At 61.8% G+C, this 26,938-nt stretch carries 28 protein-coding genes; 16 read left to right on the top strand and 12 right to left on the bottom strand.

Annotated elements, in window-relative coordinates; all coding sequences use genetic code 11:
* Positions 1-2 precede the first annotated feature (2 nt).
* The 3 genes from rsmI (at position 3) to gshB (ending at position 2,264) form a co-directional block, all read left to right on the top strand.
* Positions 3-881 carry a 16S rRNA (cytidine(1402)-2'-O)-methyltransferase gene (rsmI, locus tag BMX27_RS03270; RefSeq protein ID WP_090158434.1) on the top strand — a complete coding sequence of 293 codons (879 nt, stop codon included), beginning with the start codon at positions 3-5 and terminating at the stop codon, positions 879-881.
* Entirely contained in the window at positions 865-1,251 is a 387-nt protein-coding gene (locus BMX27_RS03275; RefSeq protein WP_090158435.1) for a YraN family protein, read from the top strand. The genes rsmI and BMX27_RS03275 overlap by 17 nt, the downstream gene beginning before the upstream one ends.
* Positions 1,252-1,319: 68 nt before the next feature.
* Positions 1,320-2,264, top strand: coding sequence for a glutathione synthase (gshB, locus tag BMX27_RS03280; protein ID WP_090158436.1), 945 nt, complete (start codon positions 1,320-1,322; stop codon positions 2,262-2,264).
* Here the strand turns inward: gshB and BMX27_RS03285 are convergent.
* The gene (locus tag BMX27_RS03285; RefSeq protein ID WP_090158437.1) at positions 2,256-3,218 is read right to left on the bottom strand and encodes a DUF2125 domain-containing protein; all 963 of its coding nucleotides are present in this window, start codon (positions 3,216-3,218) and stop codon (positions 2,256-2,258) included. The two genes, gshB and BMX27_RS03285, sit on opposite strands and share 9 nt — an antisense overlap.
* Positions 3,219-3,281: 63 nt before the next feature.
* On the opposite strand from BMX27_RS03285, the gene BMX27_RS03290 reads away from it, so the two are divergent.
* The 3 genes from BMX27_RS03290 to BMX27_RS03300 all read left to right on the top strand — a co-directional run bounded on the left by BMX27_RS03290 (position 3,282) and on the right by BMX27_RS03300 (position 7,150).
* Complete coding sequence (locus BMX27_RS03290) at positions 3,282-3,812, top strand: gamma-glutamylcyclotransferase (protein WP_090158438.1); 531 nt, start codon at positions 3,282-3,284, stop codon at positions 3,810-3,812.
* Between the two features lie 124 nt (positions 3,813-3,936).
* Positions 3,937-5,034, top strand: a complete 1,098-nt coding sequence (locus BMX27_RS03295; RefSeq protein ID WP_090158734.1) for a biopolymer transporter ExbB — start codon at positions 3,937-3,939, stop codon at positions 5,032-5,034.
* Position 5,035: 1 nt separating this feature from the next.
* Complete coding sequence (locus tag BMX27_RS03300; RefSeq protein WP_090158439.1) at positions 5,036-7,150, top strand: peptidoglycan -binding protein; 2,115 nt, start codon at positions 5,036-5,038, stop codon at positions 7,148-7,150.
* Here BMX27_RS03300 and BMX27_RS03305 read toward each other — a convergent pair.
* The 3 genes from BMX27_RS03305 to gloB all read right to left on the bottom strand — a co-directional run bounded on the left by BMX27_RS03305 (position 7,147) and on the right by gloB (position 11,344).
* The gene (locus BMX27_RS03305; RefSeq protein ID WP_256212380.1) at positions 7,147-8,049 is read right to left on the bottom strand and encodes a M23 family metallopeptidase; all 903 of its coding nucleotides are present in this window, start codon (positions 8,047-8,049) and stop codon (positions 7,147-7,149) included. The genes BMX27_RS03300 and BMX27_RS03305 overlap by 4 nt on opposite strands.
* A 62-nt stretch (positions 8,050-8,111) precedes the next feature.
* Positions 8,112-10,427, bottom strand: coding sequence for an ATP-dependent Clp protease ATP-binding subunit ClpA (gene clpA / locus BMX27_RS03310; RefSeq protein ID WP_090158441.1), 2,316 nt, complete (start codon positions 10,425-10,427; stop codon positions 8,112-8,114).
* 155 nt (positions 10,428-10,582) lie between these two features.
* Entirely contained in the window at positions 10,583-11,344 is a 762-nt protein-coding gene (gene gloB, locus BMX27_RS03315) for a hydroxyacylglutathione hydrolase (RefSeq protein WP_090158442.1), read from the bottom strand.
* Positions 11,345-11,402: 58 nt separating this feature from the next.
* Here gloB and BMX27_RS03320 point away from each other — a divergent pair, with 58 nt between their 5' ends.
* The 7 genes from BMX27_RS03320 to BMX27_RS03350 all read left to right on the top strand — a co-directional run bounded on the left by BMX27_RS03320 (position 11,403) and on the right by BMX27_RS03350 (position 17,692).
* Entirely contained in the window at positions 11,403-12,137 is a 735-nt protein-coding gene (locus BMX27_RS03320; protein ID WP_090158443.1) for a class I SAM-dependent methyltransferase, read from the top strand.
* Positions 12,138-12,319: 182 nt separating this feature from the next.
* Complete coding sequence (locus tag BMX27_RS03325; RefSeq protein WP_177172633.1) at positions 12,320-12,880, top strand: F0F1 ATP synthase subunit delta; 561 nt, start codon at positions 12,320-12,322, stop codon at positions 12,878-12,880.
* A complete protein-coding gene (gene atpA / locus BMX27_RS03330; protein ID WP_090158445.1) occupies positions 12,881-14,416 on the top strand; it encodes a F0F1 ATP synthase subunit alpha in 1,536 nt (511 codons plus the stop codon). It begins immediately after the preceding gene.
* Positions 14,417-14,442: 26 nt separating this feature from the next.
* Positions 14,443-15,330: a F0F1 ATP synthase subunit gamma gene (locus BMX27_RS03335; RefSeq protein WP_090158446.1), complete on the top strand. Its 888-nt coding sequence runs from the start codon at positions 14,443-14,445 to the stop codon at positions 15,328-15,330.
* Between the two features lie 18 nt (positions 15,331-15,348).
* Positions 15,349-16,773, top strand: a complete 1,425-nt coding sequence (gene atpD, locus BMX27_RS03340) for a F0F1 ATP synthase subunit beta (RefSeq protein WP_090158447.1) — start codon at positions 15,349-15,351, stop codon at positions 16,771-16,773.
* 9 nt (positions 16,774-16,782) lie between these two features.
* Positions 16,783-17,220, top strand: coding sequence for a F0F1 ATP synthase subunit epsilon (locus tag BMX27_RS03345; RefSeq protein WP_090158448.1), 438 nt, complete (start codon positions 16,783-16,785; stop codon positions 17,218-17,220).
* 124 nt (positions 17,221-17,344) lie between these two features.
* Positions 17,345-17,692, top strand: a complete 348-nt coding sequence (locus BMX27_RS03350; RefSeq protein ID WP_090158449.1) for an H-type lectin domain-containing protein — start codon at positions 17,345-17,347, stop codon at positions 17,690-17,692.
* On the opposite strand, the gene BMX27_RS03355 is transcribed toward BMX27_RS03350, so the two are convergent.
* Positions 17,693-18,709: a ribose-phosphate pyrophosphokinase gene (locus BMX27_RS03355; RefSeq protein ID WP_090158450.1), complete on the bottom strand. Its 1,017-nt coding sequence runs from the start codon at positions 18,707-18,709 to the stop codon at positions 17,693-17,695. It lies immediately after the preceding gene.
* 104 nt (positions 18,710-18,813) lie between these two features.
* Here BMX27_RS03355 and BMX27_RS03360 point away from each other — a divergent pair, with 104 nt between their 5' ends.
* Complete coding sequence (locus tag BMX27_RS03360) at positions 18,814-19,413, top strand: 2-hydroxychromene-2-carboxylate isomerase (protein ID WP_090158451.1); 600 nt, start codon at positions 18,814-18,816, stop codon at positions 19,411-19,413.
* Positions 19,413-20,153, top strand: coding sequence for an alpha/beta fold hydrolase (locus BMX27_RS03365; protein ID WP_090158452.1), 741 nt, complete (start codon positions 19,413-19,415; stop codon positions 20,151-20,153). Before BMX27_RS03360 ends, BMX27_RS03365 begins: the two co-directional genes overlap by 1 nt.
* On the opposite strand, the gene BMX27_RS03370 is transcribed toward BMX27_RS03365, so the two are convergent.
* From BMX27_RS03370 to BMX27_RS03395, 6 genes are all read right to left on the bottom strand, one after another.
* Entirely contained in the window at positions 20,150-21,199 is a 1,050-nt protein-coding gene (locus BMX27_RS03370) for a threonine aldolase family protein (protein ID WP_090158453.1), read from the bottom strand. The genes BMX27_RS03365 and BMX27_RS03370 overlap by 4 nt on opposite strands.
* The gene (locus tag BMX27_RS03375) at positions 21,199-21,666 is read right to left on the bottom strand and encodes a YcgN family cysteine cluster protein (RefSeq protein WP_090158454.1); all 468 of its coding nucleotides are present in this window, start codon (positions 21,664-21,666) and stop codon (positions 21,199-21,201) included. Before BMX27_RS03375 ends, BMX27_RS03370 begins: the two co-directional genes overlap by 1 nt.
* Positions 21,659-22,597, bottom strand: a complete 939-nt coding sequence (locus tag BMX27_RS03380; protein WP_090158455.1) for a bifunctional riboflavin kinase/FAD synthetase — start codon at positions 22,595-22,597, stop codon at positions 21,659-21,661. Before BMX27_RS03380 ends, BMX27_RS03375 begins: the two co-directional genes overlap by 8 nt.
* 36 nt (positions 22,598-22,633) lie before the next feature.
* Positions 22,634-23,077 (bottom strand): MaoC family dehydratase, encoded by a 444-nt coding sequence (locus BMX27_RS03385; protein ID WP_090158456.1) that lies wholly within the window; start codon positions 23,075-23,077, stop codon positions 22,634-22,636.
* 85 nt (positions 23,078-23,162) lie between these two features.
* Positions 23,163-24,038, bottom strand: coding sequence for a TIGR01459 family HAD-type hydrolase (locus BMX27_RS03390; protein WP_090158457.1), 876 nt, complete (start codon positions 24,036-24,038; stop codon positions 23,163-23,165).
* Positions 24,039-24,134: 96 nt separating this feature from the next.
* The gene (locus BMX27_RS03395) at positions 24,135-25,052 is read right to left on the bottom strand and encodes a manganese-dependent inorganic pyrophosphatase (protein ID WP_090158458.1); all 918 of its coding nucleotides are present in this window, start codon (positions 25,050-25,052) and stop codon (positions 24,135-24,137) included.
* A gap of 72 nt (positions 25,053-25,124) precedes the next feature.
* Here BMX27_RS03395 and BMX27_RS03400 point away from each other — a divergent pair, with 72 nt between their 5' ends.
* The gene (locus BMX27_RS03400; RefSeq protein WP_090158459.1) at positions 25,125-25,781 is read left to right on the top strand and encodes a DUF2161 domain-containing phosphodiesterase; all 657 of its coding nucleotides are present in this window, start codon (positions 25,125-25,127) and stop codon (positions 25,779-25,781) included.
* On the opposite strand, the gene BMX27_RS03405 is transcribed toward BMX27_RS03400, so the two are convergent.
* Positions 25,778-26,770 carry a TraB/GumN family protein gene (locus BMX27_RS03405; protein ID WP_090158460.1) on the bottom strand — a complete coding sequence of 331 codons (993 nt, stop codon included), beginning with the start codon at positions 26,768-26,770 and terminating at the stop codon, positions 25,778-25,780. The genes BMX27_RS03400 and BMX27_RS03405 overlap by 4 nt on opposite strands.
* Between the last annotated feature and the right edge of the window lie 168 nt (positions 26,771-26,938).

Below are 26,938 nucleotides of genomic sequence, written 5' to 3' on the forward strand. Positions count from 1 at the left end.
GCATGAATCATCTCAACGTATCGCTGTCGGCAGGTTTGTATCTGGTCGCGACACCCATCGGCACGGCGCGGGACATCACGTTGCGGGCGCTGGATATCCTTGCCAGTTGCGACATGATCGCGGCCGAGGACACCCGCACGGCGCGCAAGCTGATGGAGATTCACGGGATTCCCCTTGGGGATCGGCGGATCATCGCATTTCACGATCACAGTAGTGACGCCGCGGTGGCCCGTCTGGTCAACGCGATCCGGGACGGTGCATCGCTGGCCTGTGTGTCCGAGGCGGGCACGCCGCTGATTGCGGACCCCGGGTTCGAACTGGCCCGTGCCGTGCGCGCGGCGGGCCTGCCGGTCACGGCCGCCCCCGGCCCGTCTGCGGTGGTTACAGCGCTCAGCGTCGGTGACCTGCCGACCGACCGATTTGCGTTTTGCGGTTTTCTGCCCGCGGCACCTGCGGCGCGGCTGGCAGAGCTGGTGGACCTGCGCGATCTGCCGTTCACGCTTGTTTTTTATGAATCACCCAAACGCATTCATGATTTCTTAGCTGCTGCGCGCGATGCTCTGGGAAGTGATCGTCAGGCAAGCGTTTGCCGGGAACTGACCAAAAAATTCGAGGAGGTGTCGACCGGGCGTTTGTCAGACCTGGTCGATGCTTTTGATGGCCGCAACGTGAAGGGCGAAATCGTGGTTCTGATCGGCCGTGCGGGTGCTGTCGCGGTCGTCGAGGCCGATATCGAGGTTGCCTTGCGACAGGCAATGCAGACCATGCGGGTCAAGGATGCGGCCACGGCCGTTGCCGGCGCGATGGGCCTGCCCCGCAGGCAGGTCTATCAGACGGCACTGCAACTGGGAAAGGATGAGGACGATGCAGGCAACCAATGATCGGACGCGGCAACATCGGGGGCGGTGCAACCACCTGGCGGGTGAGGCTGCGGAACATTCAGTGGCGATGACCTATGATCGACGTGGCTGTGCGACGGCGGCCCGGCGCTGGCGTGGTCAGTCCGGTGAAATCGACCTGATCGTGCGGGACGGCGACACCATCGTTTTCGTCGAAGTCAAAAAGAGCCGCAGTTTCGCGCAGGCCGCCGCCCGTGTCACGCGACGACAGGCTGACAGAATCTGCCGTGCCGCGATGGAATATGTGGCAGGTGAACCCACCGGACAGCTGACCAGAATGCGATTCGATGTCGGTCTGGTCGATTCGGTCGGTGCCGTGCGCATCGTGCCGAATGCATTCGGTGGTTGGTAACGCGCCATTGCCGACCGCCCCTGCCTGCGCCATATCCCCATCAGGACCCGAACGCAGGAGCAGTGACCATGTCGTTGAAAATCGCCTTTCAGATGGACCCGATCGGGCCAATTGATATCACCGCCGACAGCACCTTTCGGATAGCAGAAGAGGCGCAGGCGCGGGGGCATCAGTTGTTCTACTACACGCCGGACCGGATCGCGTTCGACACGGGGCGCGTGACGGCGCGCGGCTGGCCGCTGACGGTCCGTCGTGAAAAGGGTAACCATTTCTCGCTGGGTGACGAGACAACCGTCGATCTGGCCGATTTTGACGTGGTTTGGCTGCGGCAGGATCCGCCATTCGACATGGGATATATCACGACCACCCATCTGCTTGACATGATTCACCCTGATACACTTGTGGTGAATGATCCGTTCTGGGTGCGTAACTACCCTGAAAAACTGCTTGTCCTCGAATTCCAGGATCTCACGCCGCCCACGATGATTGCGCGTGACCTTGACACGCTCAAGGCGTTTCGGGCGACGCACGGCGATGTCATTCTCAAGCCGCTCTACGGCAACGGCGGTGCGGGCGTGTTCAAACTGGGCCAGTCTGACGGCAACCTTGCATCCCTGCACGAGCTGTTTTCCGGCATCAATCGCGAGCCGTTGATCATGCAGAAATTCCTGCCCGCCGTCACCAAGGGTGACAAGCGCGTCATTCTCGTCGATGGCGAACCTGTCGGCGCAATCAACCGCGTGCCGGCCGCAGGCGAGACGCGGTCGAACATGCACGTCGGCGGCCGTCCCGAAAAGGTGGAACTGACGGACCGTGACCGTGAAATCTGCGCGCGGATCGGGCCGCTGTTGCGCGAAAAGGGCCAGATTTTCGTAGGCATCGATGTGATTGGTGACTGGTTGACGGAAATCAACGTGACCTCGCCAACCGGAATTCAGGAACTCGAACGCTTTGACGGAACCAATGTCGCCGCCAAGATATGGGAAGCGATCGAGGCCCGTCGCCTAGCGTAGGCGCGGGGCTGGGCCCAAGGGCAGGGGCCCCAGCATCATGTCCCCCCCGGCAAATGTCAGCGGCAGTTGCAGATTGTCGCTGCCACCCGACAGCATCCGCAACCCGCTGGTCAGCGCAGGCAACAAATTGGGTGGCACCACCCCCGCACCGTTCGCCAGCGCGAGCATGTCGCGCCAGTTCGCGACCTGCAACAGGATCCGTCCGTCTGGATAGCCCCTAGCATCAACCGTCACCTCACCCGCGCCGGCCAGGCGCAGTGATCCCCAGCTCAGGTCGATTTCGCTGATCGTCAGGGTCTCGAGCAGCGGTGGTTGCGTCGGCGCGGTGCGGTCAATTGGTCGGTCAAGGACCGCCGTGATGTCGGCTGTCAGCTGTGCGGCCGTGTCAGGCAGGCCCGCCAGCGGCAGGACGGGGATGATATCGGTCAGGCTGACATAGCCTTCATAGGTGTTTGCCGCCGGGCCCGCCGGACGCATCGCGATCAATGCCGCCCCCGTGGTCGCCTGCCAGCCTGCATCGGAACGGATGTTCAGGGTGGCCGCCTCAGCCGTCAGCGCCTCGAACGCGAGTGACGGCGAGGCCGCGACCTTGACGTTGGCGCGCAGGTTTTCCGAGCCGATCGCAAGCACCTGTTGGCCCAGGCGCAGCGTCTGCTCTGGTGGCAATGTGGCGATCACGCTGTTGGGCCGATAGCTGAGGGCTACGGTCTGCACGACACGTGCCCGCCATTCGACGAAATCGGACGGACTGCGCACAGCCACGTTCGTTGCGGTGACGTCGAACCGCGATGGAAACCCGGACGTGTCGAGCGTTTCGGCATCGATATCCCAGCCGCGTGTTTCGGCTGCACTCATCGCTGAGTCCAGTCCGCTGTTCAGACCCTGGGTAGCGATGAACCAATAACCCGAATAAAGCGCGCTCAGCGCCAGAAACACAACCAACAAAGCCTTCATGATCTCACCCTCGCCATCGCTGCCCCTGCGGTTTATAGCGCAGGCAAAGAAAGGACCACCCGCATGAGTCTTTGGGTTTTTGGGTATGGATCGCTGTTGTGGAAAACCGGGTTCACCCCGGTAGAACAACGTCGTGCGGTGCTGCGCGATTATCACCGCAGTTTCTGCATGCTGTCGATCCATCACCGGGGCACCGTTGCAGAACCGGGCCTTGTTCTGGCGCTGGATGCGGTGCCGGGTGCGATCTGCACAGGGGTGGCATTTCGCGCCGCCGACGCAGAGGCGGACGCCGTTCTGGCGATGCTGCGCGAACGCGAATTGATCTCTTCGGCCTATGTCGAACACGAGTTGACGCTGGAAACGGCTGAGGGACCATTGCAATCGCTCGCTTATGTGATCGACCCGGTCCATGAACAATACGTGCAGCTGGATCTGGAAACACAGGCGCATATGATCGCGCGGGCGGTGGGGGGCATGGGGCCGAACCCTGATTACCTGTTCAACACGGCGGCCCTGCTGGACCAGATGGGGATCGCTGATCCCGACATGGTGTGGCTGTCCACACGGGTCCGTGCGTTGATCGGGCAGGATTAATCGTTTCCAGCCTGTCATTTGCCCGTTAGGCTGCGCAAAACAGAGCAGGACCAGCCCCTTGTCCGAAGACCGCAAACCCAGGCTAGAACCACAGTTTTCCCAACCCGTCCGGCAGATCACGTCGATGTTGATCGTGCTGGCGCTGGTGGCGGCCGGTCTCTATGTCAGCTACCCGCAGATGCGCGGCATCTTTCTGTCGAACCCCTATCTGAACGGCGCGATCCTGTTGGTGTTCGTCATCGGCGTCTATTCGACCTTTGCGCAGGTCTATCAGCTGATGAAATCCGTTGAATGGATCGAAGGCTTTGCCGCGGGCCGGTCCGGGCATCACCTGACCAAGGCCCCGTCGCTGCTGGCTCCGCTGGCGACATTGCTGCGGTCGGTCGGCAAACGGATGCAGATCAGTGCCACGTCCAGCCGGTCGATCCAGGATTCCGTCGCACAGCGCATCGACGAGGATCGCGAGATCACGCGCTATATCGGCAATACGCTGATTTTTCTGGGCCTTTTGGGAACGTTCTATGGGCTCGCCACCACAGTTCCGGCGTTGGTGGACACCATTCGGTCCCTGTCACCGGCCGATGGCGAAAGCGGTGAGGACGTGTTCGGCCGGTTGCAACAGGGACTCGAAAGCCAGCTTGGCGGTATGGGGACGGCCTTTTCGTCGTCACTGCTGGGACTGGCGGGGTCGTTGATCGTCGGTTTGCTGGAATTGTTCGCAGGCCATGGGCAAAACCGGTTTTACCGCGAGCTGGAGGAATGGCTGTCCACCATCACGCGTCTTGGTTTTGCCAGTGGCGAAGAGGGCAATAACGAGGACAGCGCGATGCTGTCCGCCTTTGCCGAACATATGAGCACGCAACTGGACGCGATGGAGGCGATGTTCGCCCGCGCCGAAAATACGTCACGCGAGGCGGATGAACACCTGAGCCAGTTGGCGCGCACGATCGACCGTCTGGTGGATGCGCAACGGGGCACGGGAACGGACGCAGCATTGCTGACCCGCATTGCCGAAGGCCAGGAACGCCTGATCGCCAAGCTGGAGGACGGCGGCGTCGACGGTCTGGATGCAGAAAGCCGGATGCGCTTGCGGTCGATGGATACGCAGATGCTGCGCCTGACCGAGGAAATGGTGTCAGGCCGTCAGGAACTGATCGGCGAATTGCGCAGCGAGCTGGCGCAACTGACGCGGGCGATCCGACAGACCCGCAAGGAGGGCTGACATGGCCTTGTCGCGCCGCAGTCAACGGATGAATTCGACGATTTGGCCCGGTTTCGTGGATGCGATGACGGGGCTGTTGCTGGTTCTGATGTTCGTCCTCACGATCTTTATGGTGATCCAGTTCGTTCTGCGCGAAACGATCAGTGGTCAGGCGACGCAACTGGATGAACTGGCAGGACAGATCGCGTCACTGACGACGGCGCTGGGCCTTGAACAATCGCTGACGGCGACGTTGACCGCCGACCTTGATCTGGCCAGTGAAACCGCCGATGCGCAGGCCAGCCGGATCGCAGCCTTGATCGGTGAACGCGACGCGGCTGCTGACGCGCTGGTTGCCGCACAAAACACCATTACCGGATTCGAGGCACAGGTCGCGGGCCTGCTCGCACAGCGCAGCGATCTGACGGCCCAGGTCGATGACCTGCAAAACCGCGAAGCTGCGCTGCTCAGCGAACAGGAACAGTTGAACCTCGCCCTTGCGACGGCCCGTGACGAGGTCGACGCCCAGGCCGAGGCAGCGCGCCTCGCCGCTGCCCGACGCGAGGCATTGCAGGCGATGATAGCCGATCTGGAACGTCAGACCGCCGACCAGGGCACCCAGATTTCCGATCTGGAGGCAGCACAACTGGCGGATGCCGCGGCGGCCGAGGCGTTGCGGCAGCGTTTGTCGGATGCTGATGCGGAACTGACGGCGATGACTCTCGCGCTTGAGGAACAGCGCCGTGAGGCCGAGGAAACCCTGACACTGTTGGCCGCGACGCGGGCTGCACGCGACGAGTTGGACATGAACCTGTCCGCTGCCCTTCTGGCCCAGCAGCAGGCCGAAGGCGATCTGTCGGCGGCGCTCTCGCAGGGCGATGATCTGGATGCCCGGCTGGTTGCGGCATTGGCGCTACAGGAAAGCACGGCCGCCGAACTGGATGCGGCCCGGGCGGCGCTGGATGCCAGTCAGGCGCAGGCAGAGGACCTGACCGCACGGTTGGCGGCTGCCGCGATCGCAGGGCGACAGACCGAAGCGGAACTGGACAGCGCGCGCGCTGCACTCGACGCCGCACTTGCCGATGGGGCGGCGCAACTGGACGACATTCAGGCGCAACTGGCAGCAGCCATCCTGGCGCAGCAGGCCGCTGAAACGCAGGCAGAAAACGCAGGCGCTCGTTCTGCAACCCTCGAGGATCGTCTGGCCGAAGCGTTGCTGGCGCGGGATGAATTGTCCGCACAGGTGAACGCGCTGCGCGAGACGACAACGGTCGATGATCAGGAACAGGCAGACATCAACGCGCGTCTGGCCGCCGCACTTGCCGCGCGCACCGATGCCGAGAATCTGGCAGACCAGCAGTCCGCCGCGCTGGCCGAGGCCAATCGCCGCCTGAGCGAGGAAGAGGCACAAAGCGCCGAGGCGCAGCGCCAGACCGCCCTGTTGAACGAACAGGTGGCGGCCCTGCGCACGCAGGTGGGTACGCTGCAATCCCTGTTGAACGTCGCCAATCAGGACAGTCAGGACGCCGATGTGCAGATCGAGCAGCTGGGCGCACAGCTGAACACCGCGCTGGCGCGCGTCGCTGCCGAAGAACGCCGCCGCCGTGCACTGGAAGAGGCGGAGCGTACCCGGCTCGAGGCCGAGGCGGCCCGCCTCGCCGCCGAGGCGCAAAACCTCGAACGGTTCCGGTCGGATTTCTTTGGTCAGGTGCGCGAGGCTGTCGAGGGGCTGGCTGGCGTTCGGATCGAGGGCGACCGTTTCGTGTTCTCGTCAGAGGTGCTGTTCAACCCCGGATCGGCCACGCTCTCGCCCCAGGGCCGCGGCGAGATCGCGAATGTCGCCAGCCTTTTGCGCCAGATCGCATCCGATATTCCCGACAGCATCGACTGGATCATCCGCGTCGATGGCCATACGGACAATGTCCCCCTGTCCGGCCAAGGCGAGTTTCTGGATAACTGGGAACTGAGCCAGGCGCGCGCCCTGTCGGTCGTCCGCTACATGGAGGATTTTCTGGGTATTCCTCCGACCCGGTTGGCGGCAAACGGGTTCGGGGAATTTCAGCCGATCAACAGCGCCGATACGCCCGAGGCCCGCGCACAGAACCGCCGGATCGAGCTGAAACTGACAGAGCGTTAATTCAGCACGATTTCGGATTTCAGGACTGCCAGACGTCGGTCGTCGCGGAACAACTCGACCAGACCAATATGCAGGCCCGGTTGCCAGCCACCGGGCGGCGTGCGTCTGCCGCCTGCCCGGAACAGCTGCGCCTGTGTCCGTTCGAGGGTCTGAACATTTTCGAATATCGGTTTCATGTCCGGGCCGATAATCGTCAGGCGCAGCTCGTCGGCCGCGCGCGCGCCGAACATATATCCCCACAGCACCAACGCATCAGAGGTCGTCGTCAGATCATCGGCTGCAGCGTTGCCCGCCTTGATCGCGTCATAGGAAGGTACGGCGTCGCTGAAACCGGCTGCGATGATTCCGCCGGGGGGCGTTGGCGTGACATCCGACCACAACCAGTCCTGTTCGGGGGCGTCGCAACTGATGACGCCATCAGGATCGTAGGGATCAACGACCTGACCGTTCTGCCGGACAGACAGGTGCAAGTGTGGAAACTGGGTCTGACCTGACAGGCCGACCTGCCCCAACGGGGTGCCAGCAGTAACCAGGTCGCCGTTGGAGACACTGATCGACCCCTGGGCCAAGTGGCAATACTGGGTCTCCCAGCCGTTTTCGTGACTGATGACAATACCATTCCCGCATTCCCGCCCGGATACGTCCGGGGCCGTCGCGTCGACTTGCAAGGCGTCTGCCATGCCGTCGCGCACCCCTGTGACCACACCGTCGGCTGCGGCCAGCACGGCCACGCCAGCGGCCTGTGCCGCCAGCGATGGCAGGGCGAAATCCGTGCCCTTGTGCCCGTCATAGGTCAGGCTGCCGCAGCGAAAATCAGACGCGCCTGCCGTCGGGTCGTGATCCACGACCTGCTGAATGTGGCAGTCGATGCCAAGATCACAGTCTATCGGCTGCGCCAATGAAAAATCCCCCGCAGCCGATTTGGCTGCGAGGGACAATATCGCAATGGTCGCAAGCCGGATCATTTGGCCGTCAGCAGGGGTGGCTTCTTTCCGGCAATCTTGCCTTGCTCCGGCTCTTCGAACCGCAGCTCCAGTTCGCCATCCTTGACGCCGACCTTGACCAGTCCGCCCTTGACCAGTTTGCCGAACAACAGTTCCTCGGCCAGCGGCTTCTTGATGTTTTCCTGAATGACGCGGCCCAGCGGACGCGCACCCATTTTCACATCATAGCCCTTGTCTGCCAGCCATTCGGCGGCCTTGGGCGTCAGTTCGATGTGAACGTTCCGGTCGATCAACTGCGCCTCAAGCTGGAGGACGAACTTGTCGACAACCTTCATGATCACTTCCTTGGGCAGCGCGCCAAAGCTGATGATCGCGTCCAGACGGTTGCGGAATTCCGGCGTAAAGATCCGTTCAATCGCCGCCGTATCCTCGCCCTCGCGGGTTTCGCGGCCGAAGCCCATGGCATTCTTGCCCATCTCTGCGGCACCGGCGTTCGAGGTCATGATCAGGATCACGTTGCGGAAATCGGTGGTCCGGCCGTTGTGGTCGGTCAGTTTCCCGTGGTCCATGACCTGCAACAGGATGTTGTAGACATCCGGATGCGCCTTTTCCATTTCGTCCAGCAGCAGCACGCAATGTGGGTTCTGGTCGACACCGTCGGTCAGCATCCCGCCCTGATCGAATCCCACATAGCCCGGAGGTGCACCGATCAGACGCGAAACCGCGTGTTTCTCCATGTACTCGGACATGTCGAACCGGATCAGTTCCACACCCAGCGTGTCCGCCAGTTGTTTCGCCACCTCGGTTTTGCCGACACCAGTCGGGCCCGCGAAAAGGTAGTTGCCGATTGGCTTTTCGGGTTCGCGCAGGCCGGCACGGGCCAGTTTGATGGCAGAGGACAGCGCCTCGATCGCCTTGTCCTGACCGAACACCACCCGCTTGAGCGACTTTTCGAGATCCTTGAGAACCTCGGCATCGTCCTTGGTGACGTTCTTGGGCGGGATACGCGCAATCTTGGCAACGACGTTCTCGATTTCCTTGACGCCGATGGTCTTGCGACGCTTGGATTCGGGGATCAGCTGCTGGCTGGCACCCGCCTCGTCGATCACGTCGATTGCCTTGTCCGGCAGCTTGCGGTCGTTGATGTAACGCGCCGCCAGTTCCACAGCGGTGCGGATCGCATCGGCCGTGTATTTGACGTTGTGATGCTCTTCGAAATAGGGCTTGAGGCCGCGCAGGATCTTGACGGCATCCTCGACCGAAGGCTCGTTGACGTCGATTTTCTGGAACCGGCGTGACAATGCACGGTCCTTTTCGAAATGCTGACGGAACTCCTTGTAGGTCGTGGACCCCATGCAGCGCAGCTTGCCACCCTGCAACGCAGGTTTCAGCAGGTTGGACGCGTCCATCGCGCCGCCAGAGGTCGCACCGGCCCCGATGACCGTGTGGATTTCGTCGATGAACAGAACCGCATCCTTGTGATTCTCCATCTCGGTCATCACGGCCTTCAGGCGTTCCTCGAAATCGCCGCGATACCGTGTACCGGCCAGCAATGCGCCCATGTCGAGGCTGAAGATCGTGGCACCTGCCAGCACTTCGGGCACTTCGCCATTGACTATCTTGAAGGCGAGACCTTCGGCGATTGCGGTCTTGCCCACGCCGGGATCACCCACCAGCAGCGGGTTGTTCTTGCGGCGGCGGCACAGCACCTGGATGCAGCGTTCGACCTCGTGGGCGCGACCGATCAGCGGATCGACATCGCCCTTGCCGGCCTTGGCATTCAGATCGACGCAGTATTTTTCCAGCGCGGTTTCCTTGCCGTCGCCATCGGTGACGCTCTCGTCTTCCTGTTCGGTCGCGCCGGTGATGGGACGGGATTCGCCGTAGGCCGGATCCTTGGCCACGCCATGCGCGATGAAATTCACCGCATCGTAGCGGGTCATGTCCTGTTCCTGCAGGAAATAGGCCGCGTTGGATTCGCGTTCCGCAAAAATGGCGACCAGCACGTTGGCACCCGTCACTTCGTTACGGCCGGACGATTGCACGTGGATCGCGGCCCGCTGGATGACGCGCTGGAACGCGGCGGTCGGCACCGCCTCGGACCCTTCTACGTCGGTTTCCAGCGTCGACAGATCGTCAGAGATGAAATCTTCCAGATCCTTGCGCAGTTCATCAAGGTCGACGGAACACGCCTTGAGGACGCGCACGGCGTCGGGTTCGTCGATCAACGCGAGCAAGAGGTGCTCTAGCGTGGCGAGTTCATGGCGGCGCGCATTTGCCAGCGCAAGTGCGCCATGAATGGACTGTTCGAGCGTTGCGGAAAATGATGGCACGGCTGTGCTCCTTTTCTCGAGCGCGGACGGGATGCCGCGTTTGCCTGTGTTTCCAAGGTCAGACGAATTTGGCCAACCTTCAAGATTTTTCTGTCATATGATGTTCACAAATTCACTGACGTGCCGTGAACACCGGACATGGTCGTCTCTTTTGCCTAGACGCGGTCACGCCGACCGCGGATTTCGGCGAAAATTTCGGCAGGTTGTGAATCCGACATGTTCAACGCTTGCGCCAAATTCGGATCGTCGGCCCGCAGGAAAGGGTTGGTGTCCAATTCCAGCGACAAAAGCGACGGCACAGTCGCATGGCCGTTTTCACGCGCCTGCCGTGTCGCTTCGTATCTAGAGTTAATCGCTGGATTGCCGGGTTCAAGAGATGCGGCAAAGCGCGCATTGGTCATCGTGTATTCGTGACCCGAACAGACCTGCGTGGCCGGGTCGAACCCCCGCAGTTTTTGCAGGCTGTCCCACATCTGGGCGGGGGTGCCCTCGAACAGGCGGCCACATCCCATCGCCATCAGGCTGTCGCCGGTGAACAACAGCTTTTCCAACGGCATGTGAAATGCGATGTGCCCGATGGTGTGCCCCGACACGTCCAGCACGTCGACATCGGATCCCAGCACGGTGAACGTGTCGCCGTCGGATACGGCCAAATCCAGTTCGGGCAGGCGGTGCGCATCCGCCGCCGCGCCAATGACACGGCATCCGCCTCGCAGTTCGGCGACGCCCTGCACGTGATCGTCGTGGTGGTGGGTCAGCAGGATATCGGTCAGCGTCCAGCCGCGCGCGGTCAGTGCTGCCCGGATCGGGGCGGCCTCTGGCACATCGACGACAGCCGTGTCGCCCGTCGCGCGGTCATGAATCACATAGGCATAGTTGTCCGAAAGACACGGGACGGTGATCAGTTCAACGGGCATGGTCTACTTACCTTTGTTCTTGCTAGAATGACGTGACCCTAAACAGGACCGCCATCCGATGCACCTCGACGTTCTGGACCTGCGCCGCTTCTATTACCGAAGCGCCCTTGGCCGGGCTGCGCAGCGTGTCATACGTGATGAACTGGTGCGAATCTGGCCAGAGGCAAAGGGCCAGACCGTCGCAGGTTACGGTTTTGCCGTTCCGCTGCTGCGGCCCTATCTGCCGGATGCCCGCCGCGTCATCGGGTTGATGCCGGGGCCGCAGGGCGTGATGCCCTGGCCGGCAGGCGAAAAAAACGTATCGGTCCTGTGTGATGACACCCACTGGCCGCTGCCGACGGGCATGGTGGACAAGCTCGTCGTGATGCACGGGCTGGAAACCTCTGACCACCCGGCAGGGGTCTTGTCCGAATGCCATCGCGTGCTGGGGCCGGGGGGCAGTGCGGTTTTCATCGTGCCGAACCGGGCGGGCATGTGGGCGCGGTCGGACCGCACGCCGTTTGGATTCGGCCGTCCCTACCTGACCGGCCAGCTGGACGATCAGCTGCGCGCGCATGGGTTCATGGTGCGACATGCGACCGCAGCCCTGTATCAACCGCCATCGCAACGGGCGCTCTGGCGCAAGACGGCGGCCTTTCTCGAACGGGCCGGTCACAAGATCCCCTGGCTGGCAGGCGGCGGGGTGCTGATCGTCGAGGCCGGTAAATCCCATGCACCCATGCCGGGTGGCGGCACGGCGGTCAGAATTAAGCGTCCGCAGCGTGTGCATGACCACCAGCCCGCACCCGCGTGACATGCGCGCGGAAATTCTTTGGACGAAACCCATAATATGCGGCGCTTGTCAGAGTTGCGGACCACGCACACCTCTGTTACATCCGCGCTGACTTTTACGGCCCAACGCTTCGTTTTTGGGTAAAACCTTAATGCCTGCATGGTCCCTAGCGGATTCGCGGGCCTTTGATCGGAAGGGTGGACGTGTCCGAACCAGCTTCGATTTCTCAAGGTATCGCCAAGCGCTATGCGCTCGCGGTGTTTGAACTGGCCAAAGACGGCAACGAGTTCAAGGTCATGGAGGGTGACGTGGTCGCGCTTCAGGCCGCATTGAACGACAGCGCAGACCTGCGTGATCTGATCCATTCGCCGATCTACGGTCGCGATCAGCAATTCGCCGCAATCCGCGCGGTGGCTGCAAAAATGAAACTGTCCGACACGATGTCGAACCTTCTTGGCCTGCTGGCTGACAAGCGTCGTCTGTTCGTGCTGCCCGGCATTCTGACCACCCTGCGCGACATGCTCGCCGAGGAGCGTGGCGAAGTAACTGCCGAAGTGATTACCGCCAAGGCCCTGACCAAGGGTCAAAGCGAGAAGCTGGTGAAAACACTGTCCGACCAGTTCGGCAAGTCCGTCACCATCGACGAAACCGTCGACCCCGCCATTATCGGCGGTCTTATTGTCAAAGTGGGCTCCAAGATGATCGATACCTCGATCCGCTCCAAGCTCAATGCACTCCAGAACAACATGAAAGAGGCCGGATAAATGGCGATCCAAGCATCTGAAATCTCTGCGATCCTCAAGGATCAGATCAAGAACTTTGGCCAAGACGCCGAAGTCGCCGAAGTGGGCCGCGTTCTGTCCGTGGGTGACGGTATTGCCCGCGTTCACGGTCTGGACAACGTCCAGGCCGGCGAAATGGTCGAATTCCCCGGCGGTATCCGCGGCATGGCGCTGAACCTCGAAACCGACAACGTCGGCGTCGTGATCTTCGGCTCTGACCGCGACATCAAGGAAGGCGACACCGTCAAGCGCACGAAATCCATCGTGGACGTGCCCGCTGGTCCCGAACTGCTGGGGCGCGTTGTCGACGGTCTGGGCAACCCGCTGGACGGCAAGGGCGAAATCAACGCCTCTGAGCGTCGCGTGGCCGACGTGAAGGCGCCAGGCATCATCCCTCGTAAATCCGTGCACGAGCCGATGCCAACAGGCCTGAAATCCATCGACGCCATGATCCCGATTGGCCGTGGCCAGCGCGAGTTGATCATTGGCGACCGTCAGACCGGTAAAACCGCTGTCGCACTCGATACCATCCTGAACCAGAAGTCGTACAACGACGCGGCCAAGGACGATTCCGAGAAGCTGTACTGCATCTACGTTGCAATCGGTCAGAAACGTTCGACCGTTGCCCAGCTGGTGAAAAAGCTCGAAGAGACCGGTGCGATCGAATACACCACCGTCGTCGCAGCCACCGCGTCCGAGCCTGCTCCGATGCAGTACCTCGCACCCTATTCCGCCACCGCGATGGCCGAGTATTTCCGCGATAACGGCAAGCATGCCCTGATCATTTACGATGACCTGTCCAAGCAGGCCGTTTCCTATCGTCAGATGTCGCTGCTGCTGCGTCGTCCGCCGGGCCGTGAAGCCTATCCGGGTGACGTTTTCTACCTCCACTCCCGCCTGCTGGAGCGTTCGGCCAAGCTGAACGAAGACAACGGCGCAGGTTCGCTGACCGCACTGCCGATCATCGAAACCCAGGGTGGCGACGTGTCCGCGTTTATTCCGACCAACGTGATTTCGATCACCGACGGTCAGATCTTCTTGGAAACCGAACTGTTCTTCCAGGGTATCCGTCCGGCTGTGAACACCGGTCTGTCGGTGTCGCGGGTTGGTTCTGCCGCCCAGACCAACGCGATGAAATCCGTCGCTGGTCCGGTCAAGCTGGAACTGGCGCAGTACCGGGAAATGGCTGCATTCGCCCAGTTCGGCTCCGACCTTGATGCCGCAACCCAGCGTCTGCTGAACCGTGGTGCACGCCTGACCGAACTGATGAAGCAACCGCAGTATTCGCCGCTGACCAACGCAGAGATCGTCACCGTGATCTACGCCGGCACCAACGGTTTCCTTGACAAACTGCCCGTCGATCAGGTCGGCAAATTCGAGGCCGGTCTGTTGAACCACATGCGCACCAACAAGCGTGACGTGCTGGATTTCATCACGAACGAGGACCCCAAGATCAAGGGCGATGCCGAAGCCAAACTGAAGGACGCTATTGAATCGTTCGCCAAGGACTTCGCGTAATTCAGCTCGAGAGAGGAGTTTAGGTTTTGCCTAGTCTCAAGGACCTTAAAAACCGGATCGCGTCGGTCAAATCGACCCGCAAGATCACCAAGGCCATGCAGATGGTGGCCGCCGCGAAACTGCGGCGGGCACAGGATGCTGCCGAAGCTGCGCGTCCCTACACGGAACGGTTCAACGCAGTGATGGCTGGTCTGTCGCAGGCCGCAGAGGGTTCGCCCGCTGCGCCGAAACTGCTGGCCGGAACGGGCAGCGATCAGACGCATCTGCTGATTGTGATGACGGCAGAGCGCGGTCTGTGTGGTGGTTTCAACGCCAACATCGCCAAGCTTGCACGTCAGCACGCCACCCGGCTCAAGGGTGAAGGCAAGACCGTCAAGGTCCTGACCGTTGGAAAGAAAGGTCGTGACGCCCTGCGCCGTGATCTGGGCGAGTTGTTCGTCGGCCACGTCGATATGACAGACGTCAAGCGGGTCGGTTACGCCGATGCGCAGGGCATCGCCAAGGACGTGCTGGCACGTTTCGACAACGAGGAATTCGATGTCGCTACGATCTTCTTTGCGCGCTTTGAAAACGTCGTCAGCCAGCATCCGACGGCTCAGCAGATCATCCCTGCCAAGTTCGAAGAGGTCGCTGACGCCAACGTCAGCGACGCGTCGAACACGCTCTACGACTACGAGCCCGGCGAAGAGGCGATCCTTGCCGACCTGCTGCCGCGTGGCGTGGCAACGCAGATCTTTGCGGCGCTGCTGGAAAACGCGGCCTCGGAGCAAGGCGCGCGGATGTCCGCCATGGACAACGCGACCCGCAACGCAGGAGAGATGATCGACGACCTGACCATCGAATTCAACCGCTCGCGCCAGGCCGTCATCACCAACGAGCTGATCGAAATCATTTCCGGCGCGGAAGCGCTGTAACGAACCCGGAGAACCATTATGGCTAACGCAAAAGGCAAGATCACCCAGGTGATTGGCGCCGTCGTGGACGTGCAGTTCGATGATCACCTGCCGGAGATCCTGAACGCGCTCAAGACGGACAACAACGGCAAAGAGCTGATCCTCGAGGTCGCGCAGCACCTTGGTGAAAACACCGTACGCTGCATCGCGATGGACGCGACCGAAGGTCTGGTCCGCGGTCAGGAAGTGACCGACATGGACGAAACCATCACCGTCCCCGTCGGTGATGCAACGCTGGGTCGCATCATGAACGTCGTCGGCGCCCCCGTTGACGAAAAAGGTCCGATCGAGACAACAGAGCGTCGTTCGATCCATGCCGAAGCGCCTTCGTTCGAAGCACAGTCCACCACTTCCGAGGTGCTGGTGACCGGTATCAAGGTCATCGACCTGCTGGCCCCTTACGCCAAGGGCGGTAAAATCGGTCTGTTCGGTGGTGCTGGTGTGGGCAAGACGGTTCTCATTCAGGAACTGATCAACAACATCGCCAAGGTGCACTCGGGCTATTCCGTGTTCGCTGGCGTGGGTGAGCGTACCCGCGAAGGCAATGACCTGTATTACGAATTCATCGAATCCGGCGTCATCAACGCCGAAGATCTGACCAAGTCCAAAGTGGCCCTGGTCTACGGTCAGATGAACGAGCCTCCCGGTGCGCGTATGCGTGTTGCCCTGTCCGGTCTGACGATGGCCGAACAGTTCCGCGACCAGTCCGGTACGGACGTGCTGTTCTTTGTGGACAACATCTTCCGCTTTACGCAGGCCGGTTCCGAGGTGTCCGCACTTCTGGGTCGTATCCCCTCTGCCGTGGGCTACCAGCCGACGCTGGCCACTGACATGGGTGCAATGCAGGAACGCATTACCTCGACCAAAAACGGTTCGATCACCTCCGTTCAGGCCATCTACGTGCCGGCCGACGACTTGACCGACCCTGCACCGGCAACCTCCTTTGCCCACCTTGACGCAACGACGGTTCTGAACCGTGCGATTTCGGAAAAGGGTATCTACCCGGCCGTTGACCCGCTCGATTCCACCTCGCGTCTGCTTGATCCCGGCATTGTCGGCGAAGAGCACTACAAGGTTGCCAATGACGTGCAGCAGGTGCTTCAGCGCTACAAGTCGCTGCAGGACATCATCGCCATTCTCGGCATGGACGAACTGTCCGAGGACGACAAACTGGCCGTGGCCCGTGCCCGCAAGATCGAGCGCTTCCTGTCGCAGCCGTTCGACGTGGCACAGGTGTTCACCGGTTCGCCGGGCGTTCAGGTTGCCCTCGAGGACACGATCGCGTCCTTCAAGGCTGTCGTTGCCGGCGAGTATGACCACCTGCCCGAAGGTGCGTTCTACATGGTCGGCGGCATCGACGAAGTGAAAGCCAAGGCAGAGAAAATGGCGGCCGACGCCGCGTAAGGAGCCGACATGGCAGACAACCTGCAATTCGACCTTGTCTCGCCCGAGCGCCGTCTGGCGTCGGTCGAGGCAACTGAAGTTCGCATCCCCGGTGCGGACGGCGACCTGACGGCCATGGCCAACCATGCGCCGACCATCACCACGTTGCGCCCCGGTATCATGACCGTCGTGCACAGTGGCGGGTCCGATGAATATGTCGTGGTCGGTGGCTTTGCCGAAATCACGGCAACATCGGTGTCGGTTCTGGCTGAATCAGCTCTGCCGCGTTCCGAAATGACGCAAGAGGTGTTCAACAAGATGATGGAGGACGCCCACGCAGAAATGCAAAAGGCGAAAACCATCGAAAACGAACCCGGACCCGTCGACGACGCGGCGCGCCTGATCGCTGATATGGTCGCAATCGGCACGCATATCGGTCTGGATCCAAAGCAGTCGAATTTTGGCTGATCCGACTGATAACGGACAATTCAAAAGAGGGGCTGGCATTGCTGGCCCCTTTTTGCTGCACAATCGCCTCAATTCATGCAGATTGTCGTGCAAGTCAGTGGTAATTTACATTAAGTGACATTTGATGCGCAGAATTGAAAATAATGCCGTCGGCATTGATCAGGGCGATCTCGTACTATTCTCTGATTTCGAGGACGACGGGGCCATGTGGACGGGCGAGGGGCCACGCGTCACGCGGCAGCGCGTCAATTTCGGCGAGCTTTACGCAGATACGCCGCTGGTTCATGTGTCGCTGTCGATGTGGGATATTTCCAATTCCGCGAACAGTCGCGTCGATATCACGTCCGAAAACATTGCGCGTGACGGTTTCGATGTCGTGTTCCGGACATGGGGCGACACGCAGGTCGCCCGCGTGCGAGTTGCTTGGATGGCAATAGGCACCCTCCGGTCAGAGGATGCCTGGGACATCTGATCAACCGCTGTAGACGCCCTCGTAGATTGGCTTGAGCGTCTTGTGATTAAACAGCGACGACACGCTGGTGCCGTTCCACGTGTTCAGAATCGCCTGTGCAAAGACAGGTGCCGTGTTCACGATACGGATCTGCGGGCAGGCCAGCACAGCAGCGGTCGGCTGGATCGTGTTCGTGATGACGAGGTTCGTCATGACCGATTTGCTGATCCGTTCGATCGCCGGGCCGGAGAGGACGCCATGCGTGATGTAGGAATGCACTTCCTTTGCGCCGTTATCCATCAACACCTGCGCCGCCTTGCACAGGGTGCCAGCGGTATCGACGATGTCGTCGACGATCAGACAGACACGGTCCTTGACGTCACCGATGACCGTCATTTCGGCGACTTCACCGGGTTTTCCGCGCCGTTTGTCGACGATGGACAGAGGCGCGTTGATACGCTGCGCAAGGTCGCGGGCACGGGCCACGCCACCCACATCGGGTGACACGACCATCACCTCGTCCATGCGATCCTTGAAATGGTGCATCGCATCCAGCGCCCAGATCGGGCTGGCATAGAGGTTGTCGACGGGAATATCGAAAAACCCCTGTATCTGCGTCGCGTGCAGGTCCAGCGTCAGGATGCGCTCGATCCCGGCCTCGACCAGCAGGTTTGCCACCAGTTTGGCGGTAATCGGCGTCCGCGCCTTGCTGCGGCGGTCCTGACGCGCATAGCCGAAATAGGGCATCACGGCCGTGATGCGTGCGGCGGAAGACCGGCGCAGGGCATCCGCGATAATCATCAGCTCCATCAGATTGTCATTCGCAGGATTTGACGTGGGCTGGACCACGAACATGTCCTCGCCGCGCACGTTCTCGAACACCTCGACAAAGATTTCGCCGTCGTTGAAACGCTCGACCCGTGCATCGACCAGACCGACGTCAATGCCACGGTGCAGGCTCATCCGCTGGGCGATGGCCTCGGTCAGGGGGCGGTTGGCATTGCCGGAAATCAGTTTGGGTTCATGGGATGTGGGCATGCAGGGCGGTCCTTTGCGCTGGCAGCGGCAGGAATCGCTGCGTTGACACCGCCTAGCACACCGCTACCGTCGCGAAAACATCCCCCGCACCCGGAGACGGCGCAATGGCCCATGTCGACTACTATTTCGCAACGATCAGCCCCTACACCTACCTTTGTGGTGTGCGCCCTGCCGAAATTACCACCGCGCACGGCGCGACGCTGACCTACAGGCCGATGGACCTGATGAATGTCTTTTCGCGCACGGGGGGCCAGCCGCCAGCGGAACGCCACCCGAACAGGCAGGCCTACCGGCTGCAGGACATGCGGCGGCGTGCCATGATGACAGGCCTCCCGATGAAGGAAAAACCAGCGTTTTTTCCCACCAATCCTGCACCGTCATCCTACGCAATCATTGCCGCGCAGGCGGATGGATCCGGCGACATGGCGGCGCTCGTGGCAGGGATCACCCGCGCCTGCTGGTCCGAAGACCGCGACATCGCCTCGGATGATGTGATCCGGGATTGTCTGACTGCGGCCGGTTTCCCCGCCAGCCTCGCTGACAGCGGGTTGTTGACCGGTGCAGAGACCTATCATCGTAATACCGAAGAGGCTGTGCGCCTGGGCGTTTTCGGCGCGCCGTTCTTTATCACCGACGGCGACGAGCGTTTCTGGGGCGAGGACCGTCTGACCGACCTGGAGGCGCACCTCGCAGGTCGCATCTGATGGTGGCGCTGCATACCGGCTGGACCGGACATTCGCCCGATACGCTGATGCTGCATTGCTCGTTGGCCCGACACGAGGCGCTGTTGCCGCTGGCGCAGGCCGCAGGGTTGCGTGCGGTCCTGCCAGACCTGCTTGGCCACGGCCAAAGCCCTGATTGGGACGGGCAGGGCGACTATCAGACCGCCAATCTGAACGCGATTCTGCCGCTGGTAACGCGGCCCATGCATGTGATCGGACACTCCTTTGGTGGTACCATCGCGTTGCGTCTGGCGGTCGAAAGGCCGGACCTCGTCACGCGACTGACCTTGATCGAGCCTGTGTTCTTTGCGCTGGCCACCGGGACCGATGCGATGCAGGCCCATCTTGCCACGTTCCGCGCGATCAGGTCCGCGCTCTCATCCGGTGATCCCGATGCCGCGGCGCGCAAGTTTCACGCAGCCTATGGCATGGGGGGCTGGGGCGCGCTGAAACAGCAAGTCAAACAGGCAATGGCCGCCGGAATGCCGCTTGTGCTGGCGGCTGCCCCGGCCATCGAGGACGACATTCATGACGTCGCCGCACGTTTGCCGCAGGTGCGGGTGCCAGTCACGCTGATTCGCGGTGAAGTCTGTCAGCCGATCATGGCCGAAATCCACGAAACCATTGCGCGGGTGATCCCGCAGACGCAGTCCCATATCATCGCCGGTGCAGGTCATATGGCACCGCTGACCCACCCAAAGGCGGTGGCGGCACTTCTCTAGGCGCGCAGCAGGTCGAGCAGATCGTCCACCGCCTGATCGTCGCCTGACCAGTCGGCGACCAGCCGTCCGGTCAGCATCTCTTCGGGGTCACCGACATGGGGATCGCCGCCCATCACATAGTAGAGCGCCCCGCCGTTCAGCGCCCTGGCGTGAACCGCACGCGGCGCGTCAAAGAACAGCAGGTTCGCGGGTGGATCAAACAGGACCTGCACATGGGGCATTTGCTGCAAACCGCGCAGCAGCCGCTGACCACGGGCATTTGCGCTACGCGCCATGTCCAGCCACAGATCGCCCGACAGATAGGCCTGCATCTGCGCCGACAGGTAGCGGTGCTTGGAAAACAGATGTGCGCCCCGCTTGCGTCGCAGTTCGAACGTGGCGGCATCGGCCGGGTCAAAAAAAACGCAGGCCTCCACACCCAGCAGACCGTTTTTCGTGCCACCGAAACAGACGGCATCGACGCCGGCCTTCCACGTCATTTCGGCAGGGGTGCAGTCCAGCGCCACGAGGGCATTGGCAAACCGTGCACCGTCCAGATGCACCTTCAGCCCGTATTCATGCGCGACCGCCGAAAGTGCCGCGATTTCGGCGCAACTGTGGACCGTGCCTTTTTCGGTGGCTTGCGTGATGCTGACGGGGCCGCGTTGCGGGCCGTGCACCCCACGCGTTTCCTCGGCCATGATCGCGCGGCGGAGGGTATCGGGCGTCATCTTGGCCGCGACAGCCTCGACCAGCGTCAGCTTGGCACCTCCGGTGAAAAATTCGGGGGCGTTGCATTCATCCTCCTGGATGTGGGCCATCGGGGTGCAGAACACCGTCTGCCAGGGATTGCACAGCGCCGCGAGTGTCAGCGCATTGGCCGCCGTGCCGGTCGCCACCAGATAGACCGCTGCCTGCGGTGCCTCGAAAATCTCGCGAATCTGGGCGCGGACCTCTTCCATGATCGGGTCGGCACCATAGGCGCTGGCATAGCCGTCGTTGGCGCGCATCAGGGCGCGCATGACATTGGGGTGGGCAGGCCCGCCGTTGTCAGAGGCAAAGAACATCAGGTCGGCTCCTCGATGATGTGGTCTTCCCAGTCTTCGTCCGCGACTTCCCACTCGGACAGGGTCTCGCCGCGCATGGTGACGCCGGCGGTGTGCGGACTGTCGGCATCGCCGCTGATCAGCGGGTGCCAGTCATACAGTTTGCGGCCTTCGGTCAGCAACCGGTAGGCGCAGGTCTGTGGCAACCAGTACATGTTGTCCGCAATGGTTTTCGGGGTCAGCACGATGCATTCCGGCACGAACTGGTGGCGCACCGGATATTGGCTGCACAAACAGCTTTCGTTATCCAGCAGCCGGCAGGCGACGCGGGTCAGCGCGACTTCGCCGGTGTCCTCGTCCTCCAGCTTGTTCAGGCAGCATTTGCCGCAGCCGTCGCACAGGGCCTCCCACTCCGGGCGGGTCATCTTGGCCATGGGCACGTTTTCCCAGAACCGCGGCCGCAGGCCGGTGCGCGTGATTTCAGCCATTGGTCAGGATGTCCCGCGCACGGGCGCAATCGGCGTCCATCTGGGTGATCAGCGCATCAAGGCTGTCGAACTTTTCTTCGCCGCGCAGGTATTCCACCAGCCCGACCGAGATTTCGGCACCGTAAAGGTCGCCCTTGAAATCAAACAGGAATGTTTCGCAATTGGGCAGGTTTTCACCGAACATCGGCCGCACCCCGATCGAGGCCGCACCGTGATAGCTGCCAGCATGTGGACCCTCATGGACGTCGACGACCACGGCATAGACGCCGAATTTCGGAGGATGCAGTCCGGCGATGCTCATGTTTGCGGTGGGGTATCCCAGATCGCGCCCGCGCTGGTCACCGCGAATGACCTCGCCCACGATGCGGTGGCGGTGGCCCAACATGGCAGCCGCATCGCGCGGGCGCCCATCGGTCAGCGCCGTACGGATCGCGGTCGAACTGATGCGCCCGTCGTCGTTCTTGACCATCGGCACGACTGTCACACCGAACCCCATCTCTGCGCCAAAGTCCGTCAGGTCCTGCGCCGTCCCGGCCCTGTCCTTGCCGAAACAGAAATCCTGCCCCACGACCACATGGGCCAGACCCAGCCTGTCGTGTATGATCCTTTGCGCGAACTCTCTGGGCGTCAGTGCCACAAGCGCCGGGTTGAAAGGCACCTCGTAGAGTTTTTCCACGCCCAGTTTTCCCAGCGCCTCGGCACGGGCTGCGGCGTTCATCAGCCGAAACGGTGCTGCGTCCCGCGCAAACAGCTGGCGCGGATGCGGCTCGAAGGTCATCACGCCCAGCGGCGCGCCAGCCGCCTGTGCGGCCGCGCGTGCAATGTCGATCACCGCGCGATGCCCCAGGTGGACACCGTCAAAGTTACCGACGGCCGCAGCAGCACCGCGGTCGGCCGGATCGATATAAAGTGTGTCTCTGATGATGCGCATGTGCGAGGCGTATCGCGCGCGCGGGGTCAGCGCAAGTTAGTCGAACTTGCCCGAAGGGGCCAAAACAGTCGCCTCGCCGGTCAGGACCTTTTGACCATCCACCAGACAGCGTGTTTCCATTGTCACGCGCCGTCGGGAATAGTCGATGGCCGTCACCTCGACCTCGGCCAGCACCATGTCGCCCGGGCGCACCGGGGCCAGGAATTTCAGCGTCTGCCCCATGTAGACGGTGCCGTGCCCCGGTAGCTGTTCGCCGATCACGGCGGAAATCAGCCCGGCGGTCAGCATGCCATGCGCGATACGCCCGGCAAAGATCGTGTCCTGCGCATAATCGTCGTCCAGATGCACCGGGTTATGGTCAGTTGTGACCTGCGCGAACATCTCGATGTCCGCGTCGGTCACCACCTTGCGCAGGGACCGGACCATGCCGACCTCGATATCCTCGATGACGATTGTCCCACGGGGCATGTTGTCCAGCATATCCATCATCCATCACGCAATAAAAAGCTATGACGTGTAACTACCACGAAACTTTGTTGCGTCAAGGCTTGATGGGCACTTTGGTCTAGCGCAGGTGTCCAATCGAGAATGTTGGCGAAACCATTTCGGCATCGAGGTAGCGCGACAGCGCATCGGGATCGGGTCCAGCGGTTTCAGTCAGCGTCTCTGCTGCGGCCAGACCGCCCGTGATGAACAGCGTGTCCAGATCTTCTTGCTGGCCGCCCAGAACGTCGGTCCGGATACCGTCGCCGATGCAGATGATCCGCGATTTGTCCACCTCGGGGTCGATCTGTGCCAGCCTGCGGCGTGCCAGATCGTAGATCGGGGGATGCGGCTTGCCGAAATACAGGCTTTCGCCACCCATTTCCGTATAAAGCTGTGCCAGCGCGCCCGCGCACCATTCGCGCGTCTCACCGCGGTCGACCACGATATCAGGGTTGGCACAGAGCAACTTCAGACTGCGCTGCTTGGCTGCGAGGAATTGCGGGCGGTAGGTGTCGGGATGGGCCATCGGGTCGAACGGGCCGCAGCATACGATCCCATCCGCCTCGTCCAGCGGGACGCGGTTGATGGTCATCGGGTCGTCGAGGATATCCATCGGCTTGAAGAAAGCTGCGTCGTGGTCCTCTCCGATGAACCAGACATTGGACCCGACGGCCCCCTTGAACATGGCTGCCCGGGCCGAGTCGCCTGATGTCGCGATCGCGTCGAACGCATCGTCAGGCACGCCCATACTGTTGATCTGTTTGTGCACCGACGACCAGGGACGTGGCGAATTGGTCACCAGGATGACCCGCCCGCCCGCGCGGCGATAATCCTGCATCGCCGTCACGGCCGCGGGATGCGCCCTGATTCCGTCGTGCATGCAGCCCCACAGGTCGACAAAGGCGGCGTCGTAATCGCCCGCCACATCCAGAAAGCTGTTGATGATCTGTGTCATGTGGCGGGACCTCTTCATGATGCGGTGGCCGATTTTTCGCGAAAAATCGGTGCCTCCGGCGGGAGTATTTCAGGCAAGATGATGCGCTGGCTGCGCTTATTTCTTCAGGTTCGGGATGATCTGTTTCTTGCGGCTCATCACGCCGGGCAACACGACCGTGTCGCCCTCGGGCTTGGCGTCAAAGCTGGCGCGTGCCACGTCACGGGTCAGATCGTTGGGCAACAGCATCGTGGCCTCTTCGTTCAGAATGTCCACGACAAAGAGCAGGACCTGATCAACGCCGTCTTCCTCTGCCACGGCGGGCATGGCGGCCATCAGGGCGTCCTTGCGGTCCAGCACGGCCTTGGGCGACGTGGTTTCCAGCACGCTGACGCGGAACTTGGTGCCGTCGACCTCGTATTCCTTGGAATCCATGCGCAGCAGTTCCGCATCCGAAAACGCGCTGACGTCGGATTTGGCGGCGAACATTTCGTCAGCGTAGGCCGCGATATCGACGTTGAGGTCGGTGGCCAGTTGTTCGGCCAATGCGCGGTCGGTCGGCGTCGTGGTGGGCGACCGGAAATGCAGCGTGTCGGACAGGATGCAGGACAGCATCAGGCCCTTGATGCCTTCGGGCATTGTGGCGGCCTTGTCGCCCATCAGCTGGTGCATGATGGTGGCGGTGCAGGCCAGCGGGCGGATCGTGATGTCGATCGGGCCCTTGGTCTTGATGCCGCCGACCAGCAGGTGGTGGTCGATGATGCCGCGGATATCTGCGTCATTGATGCTGGCGGGCAGTTCGGCTGGGTTGTTCGTGTCGACAATGACGCATGCCTGGCCTGCGTCGACATCCGCGATGATGTCCGGCTGTGCGAAGCCCCAACGGTCGATGACGAATGCGGCCTCGGTGTTGGGCGTCCCCAGCAGCACGGCTTTTGCGTCGACACCGGCGTCGTTCAGAAACCATTCCCAGATCAGAGGCGATCCGGTGGAATCGGTGTCAGGGGACTTGTGGCCGAAAATCAGGGTGGTCATGGTATGTGCCTCATGGAATGCGGATTTGGGGCCTTATAGGTCGGAGTGCCGCGGGTGTCACGGGGGCGTGCAATGGCACGGGAAAGCGATCTGTATCCGCCGCTCAAGGCCTGGTTCATGGGGCAGGGATATACCGTCAAGGGAGAGGTCGGCGCCGCTGATCTGGTGGCGCGCAAGGGCGATGAAATCATCGTTGTCGAATTGAAGCTGGGGTTTTCGCTGACGCTGTTTCATCAGGCGATGGACCGGCTGGCCGTGAGCGACACGGTTTATGTTGCAGTACCGGCCGGGGGCAAGGCCAAGCCGTTCGCGTCCAATGTGAAACTGGCCCGGCGTCTGGGGCTGGGCGTCCTGTCGGTGCGGCTGCGCGACGGATTCGTCGAAGCCCACGCCAGCCCCGGCAACTATACCCCGCGCAAATCTCCCAAAAAGATCAAGCGCCTGAAGAAGGCGTTCGACCGGTTGCAAGGTGACCCCAACGCGGGCGGTGCCACGCGCCACGGATTGATTACCGGATACCGTCAGGACGCGATCACCTGCGCGCGGTTTCTGGCGGTGCACGGCCCGTCGGGTGGTGCCCGGATCAAGGATTGGGCCGAGGTGCCGGATGCCACGGCCATCATGGCCGCCAACCATTATGGCTGGTTCACACGGGTGTCGCGCGGAGTCTATGATCTGACCGCATCGGGACGAACGGCCCTGGCCGATTGGGGGGATGTCGGCGACTAGAGCCCCGGCGTGATCGTCCAGCCATCGGTTTCCAGCAGGCGCAGCACGCCCTGCGCGCCCGGCAGGTGACCCGCGCCGACGGCCAGAACGATGTTGTCATGCGCCTCTGCGGCTTTGGCGATAACGGGCATCCAGTCCAGGTTGCGGCGGGTCAGCAGGTCGTCTTCCATTTGGGCGAACAGCGTATCCGCCTCTTCCGGTGCCAAGCCTGGAACCTGACGCGAGACCACGCGGCTCAGTTCCCACAGCTCGGCGATTTCGCCGGAAAAGTAACTGTCGAGCATCGTCGCGTTCATCGCGTTCGCGAGGTCCTCTGGCATGAACGAAAGGTTCAGCGCATCAATCTGATCATCGATCGGGTCGGCAGACATCAGGGAAAAGATCGTGTCCCAGCGTTCGACAGCCTGAACATCGATATCGGCTGCCAGCGCGATATCGATCAATTTCGCATCGAGGCCCTGGCGGCCCTGTTGCAAGTCCGCCAGCGCACAGGTCGGCATGGCAAGGGTGAGCGACAGATACCACGGTTGCATCTGTGCGGCCGCAGCCGCTGGCAGGCCGCGGGCCTCGACCGCGCGTGACAAGGCGATAAAGGCTTCTGGCTCCATCAGGTCGGTCAGCGAATTCCCGTCCGTCAGGAACAGCAGCGATGGGTCGCTTGCGATGGCGTCTGCCATTGCGGCCTCTTCCTCGGGACCTGCCTCGACCAGCAGAAGGTCTGCTGCGGTGATGGCGGGGGACAATTGCGCTGCGATCGGGGCCAGTCGGGGGTCATACAGGTGCATTGTGCCTGCGATGGTGATCCGGTCATCGCCGCGCGTTGCGGTCCAGATCGTGCCGCTGCCGTAGGGCGTCGCCGCTGCGGCTGTCGTCACCTCCAGTCGTTCCGCCGCTGACAGGCGGGTGCGCACGTCATCGCCTGCACAGGCCGCAATGACCTGCGTTGCGCTGACAAGGGCCATCAGGGTCAGGGGAATCAACTGTCGCATCTTGGCCTCGGCTCGCTGGGGGTGTCCGGTGATCCTGCCCCGGACGATTTTTCGCGATCATAGGTTGCCGCGCCAGGATCGGCCAGCGCCTGATCCGCACCAAGTGGTTTGTCGCCTGCCGCACACGGTGGACGAAGGCGAGAGCGTCTGCGGAAGGGGGGCGGACAC

Origin of the sequence: Loktanella sp. DSM 29012, assembly GCF_900110705.1 — a bacterium.
Classification (GTDB): Bacteria; Pseudomonadota; Alphaproteobacteria; order Rhodobacterales; family Rhodobacteraceae; genus Loktanella; species Loktanella gaetbuli.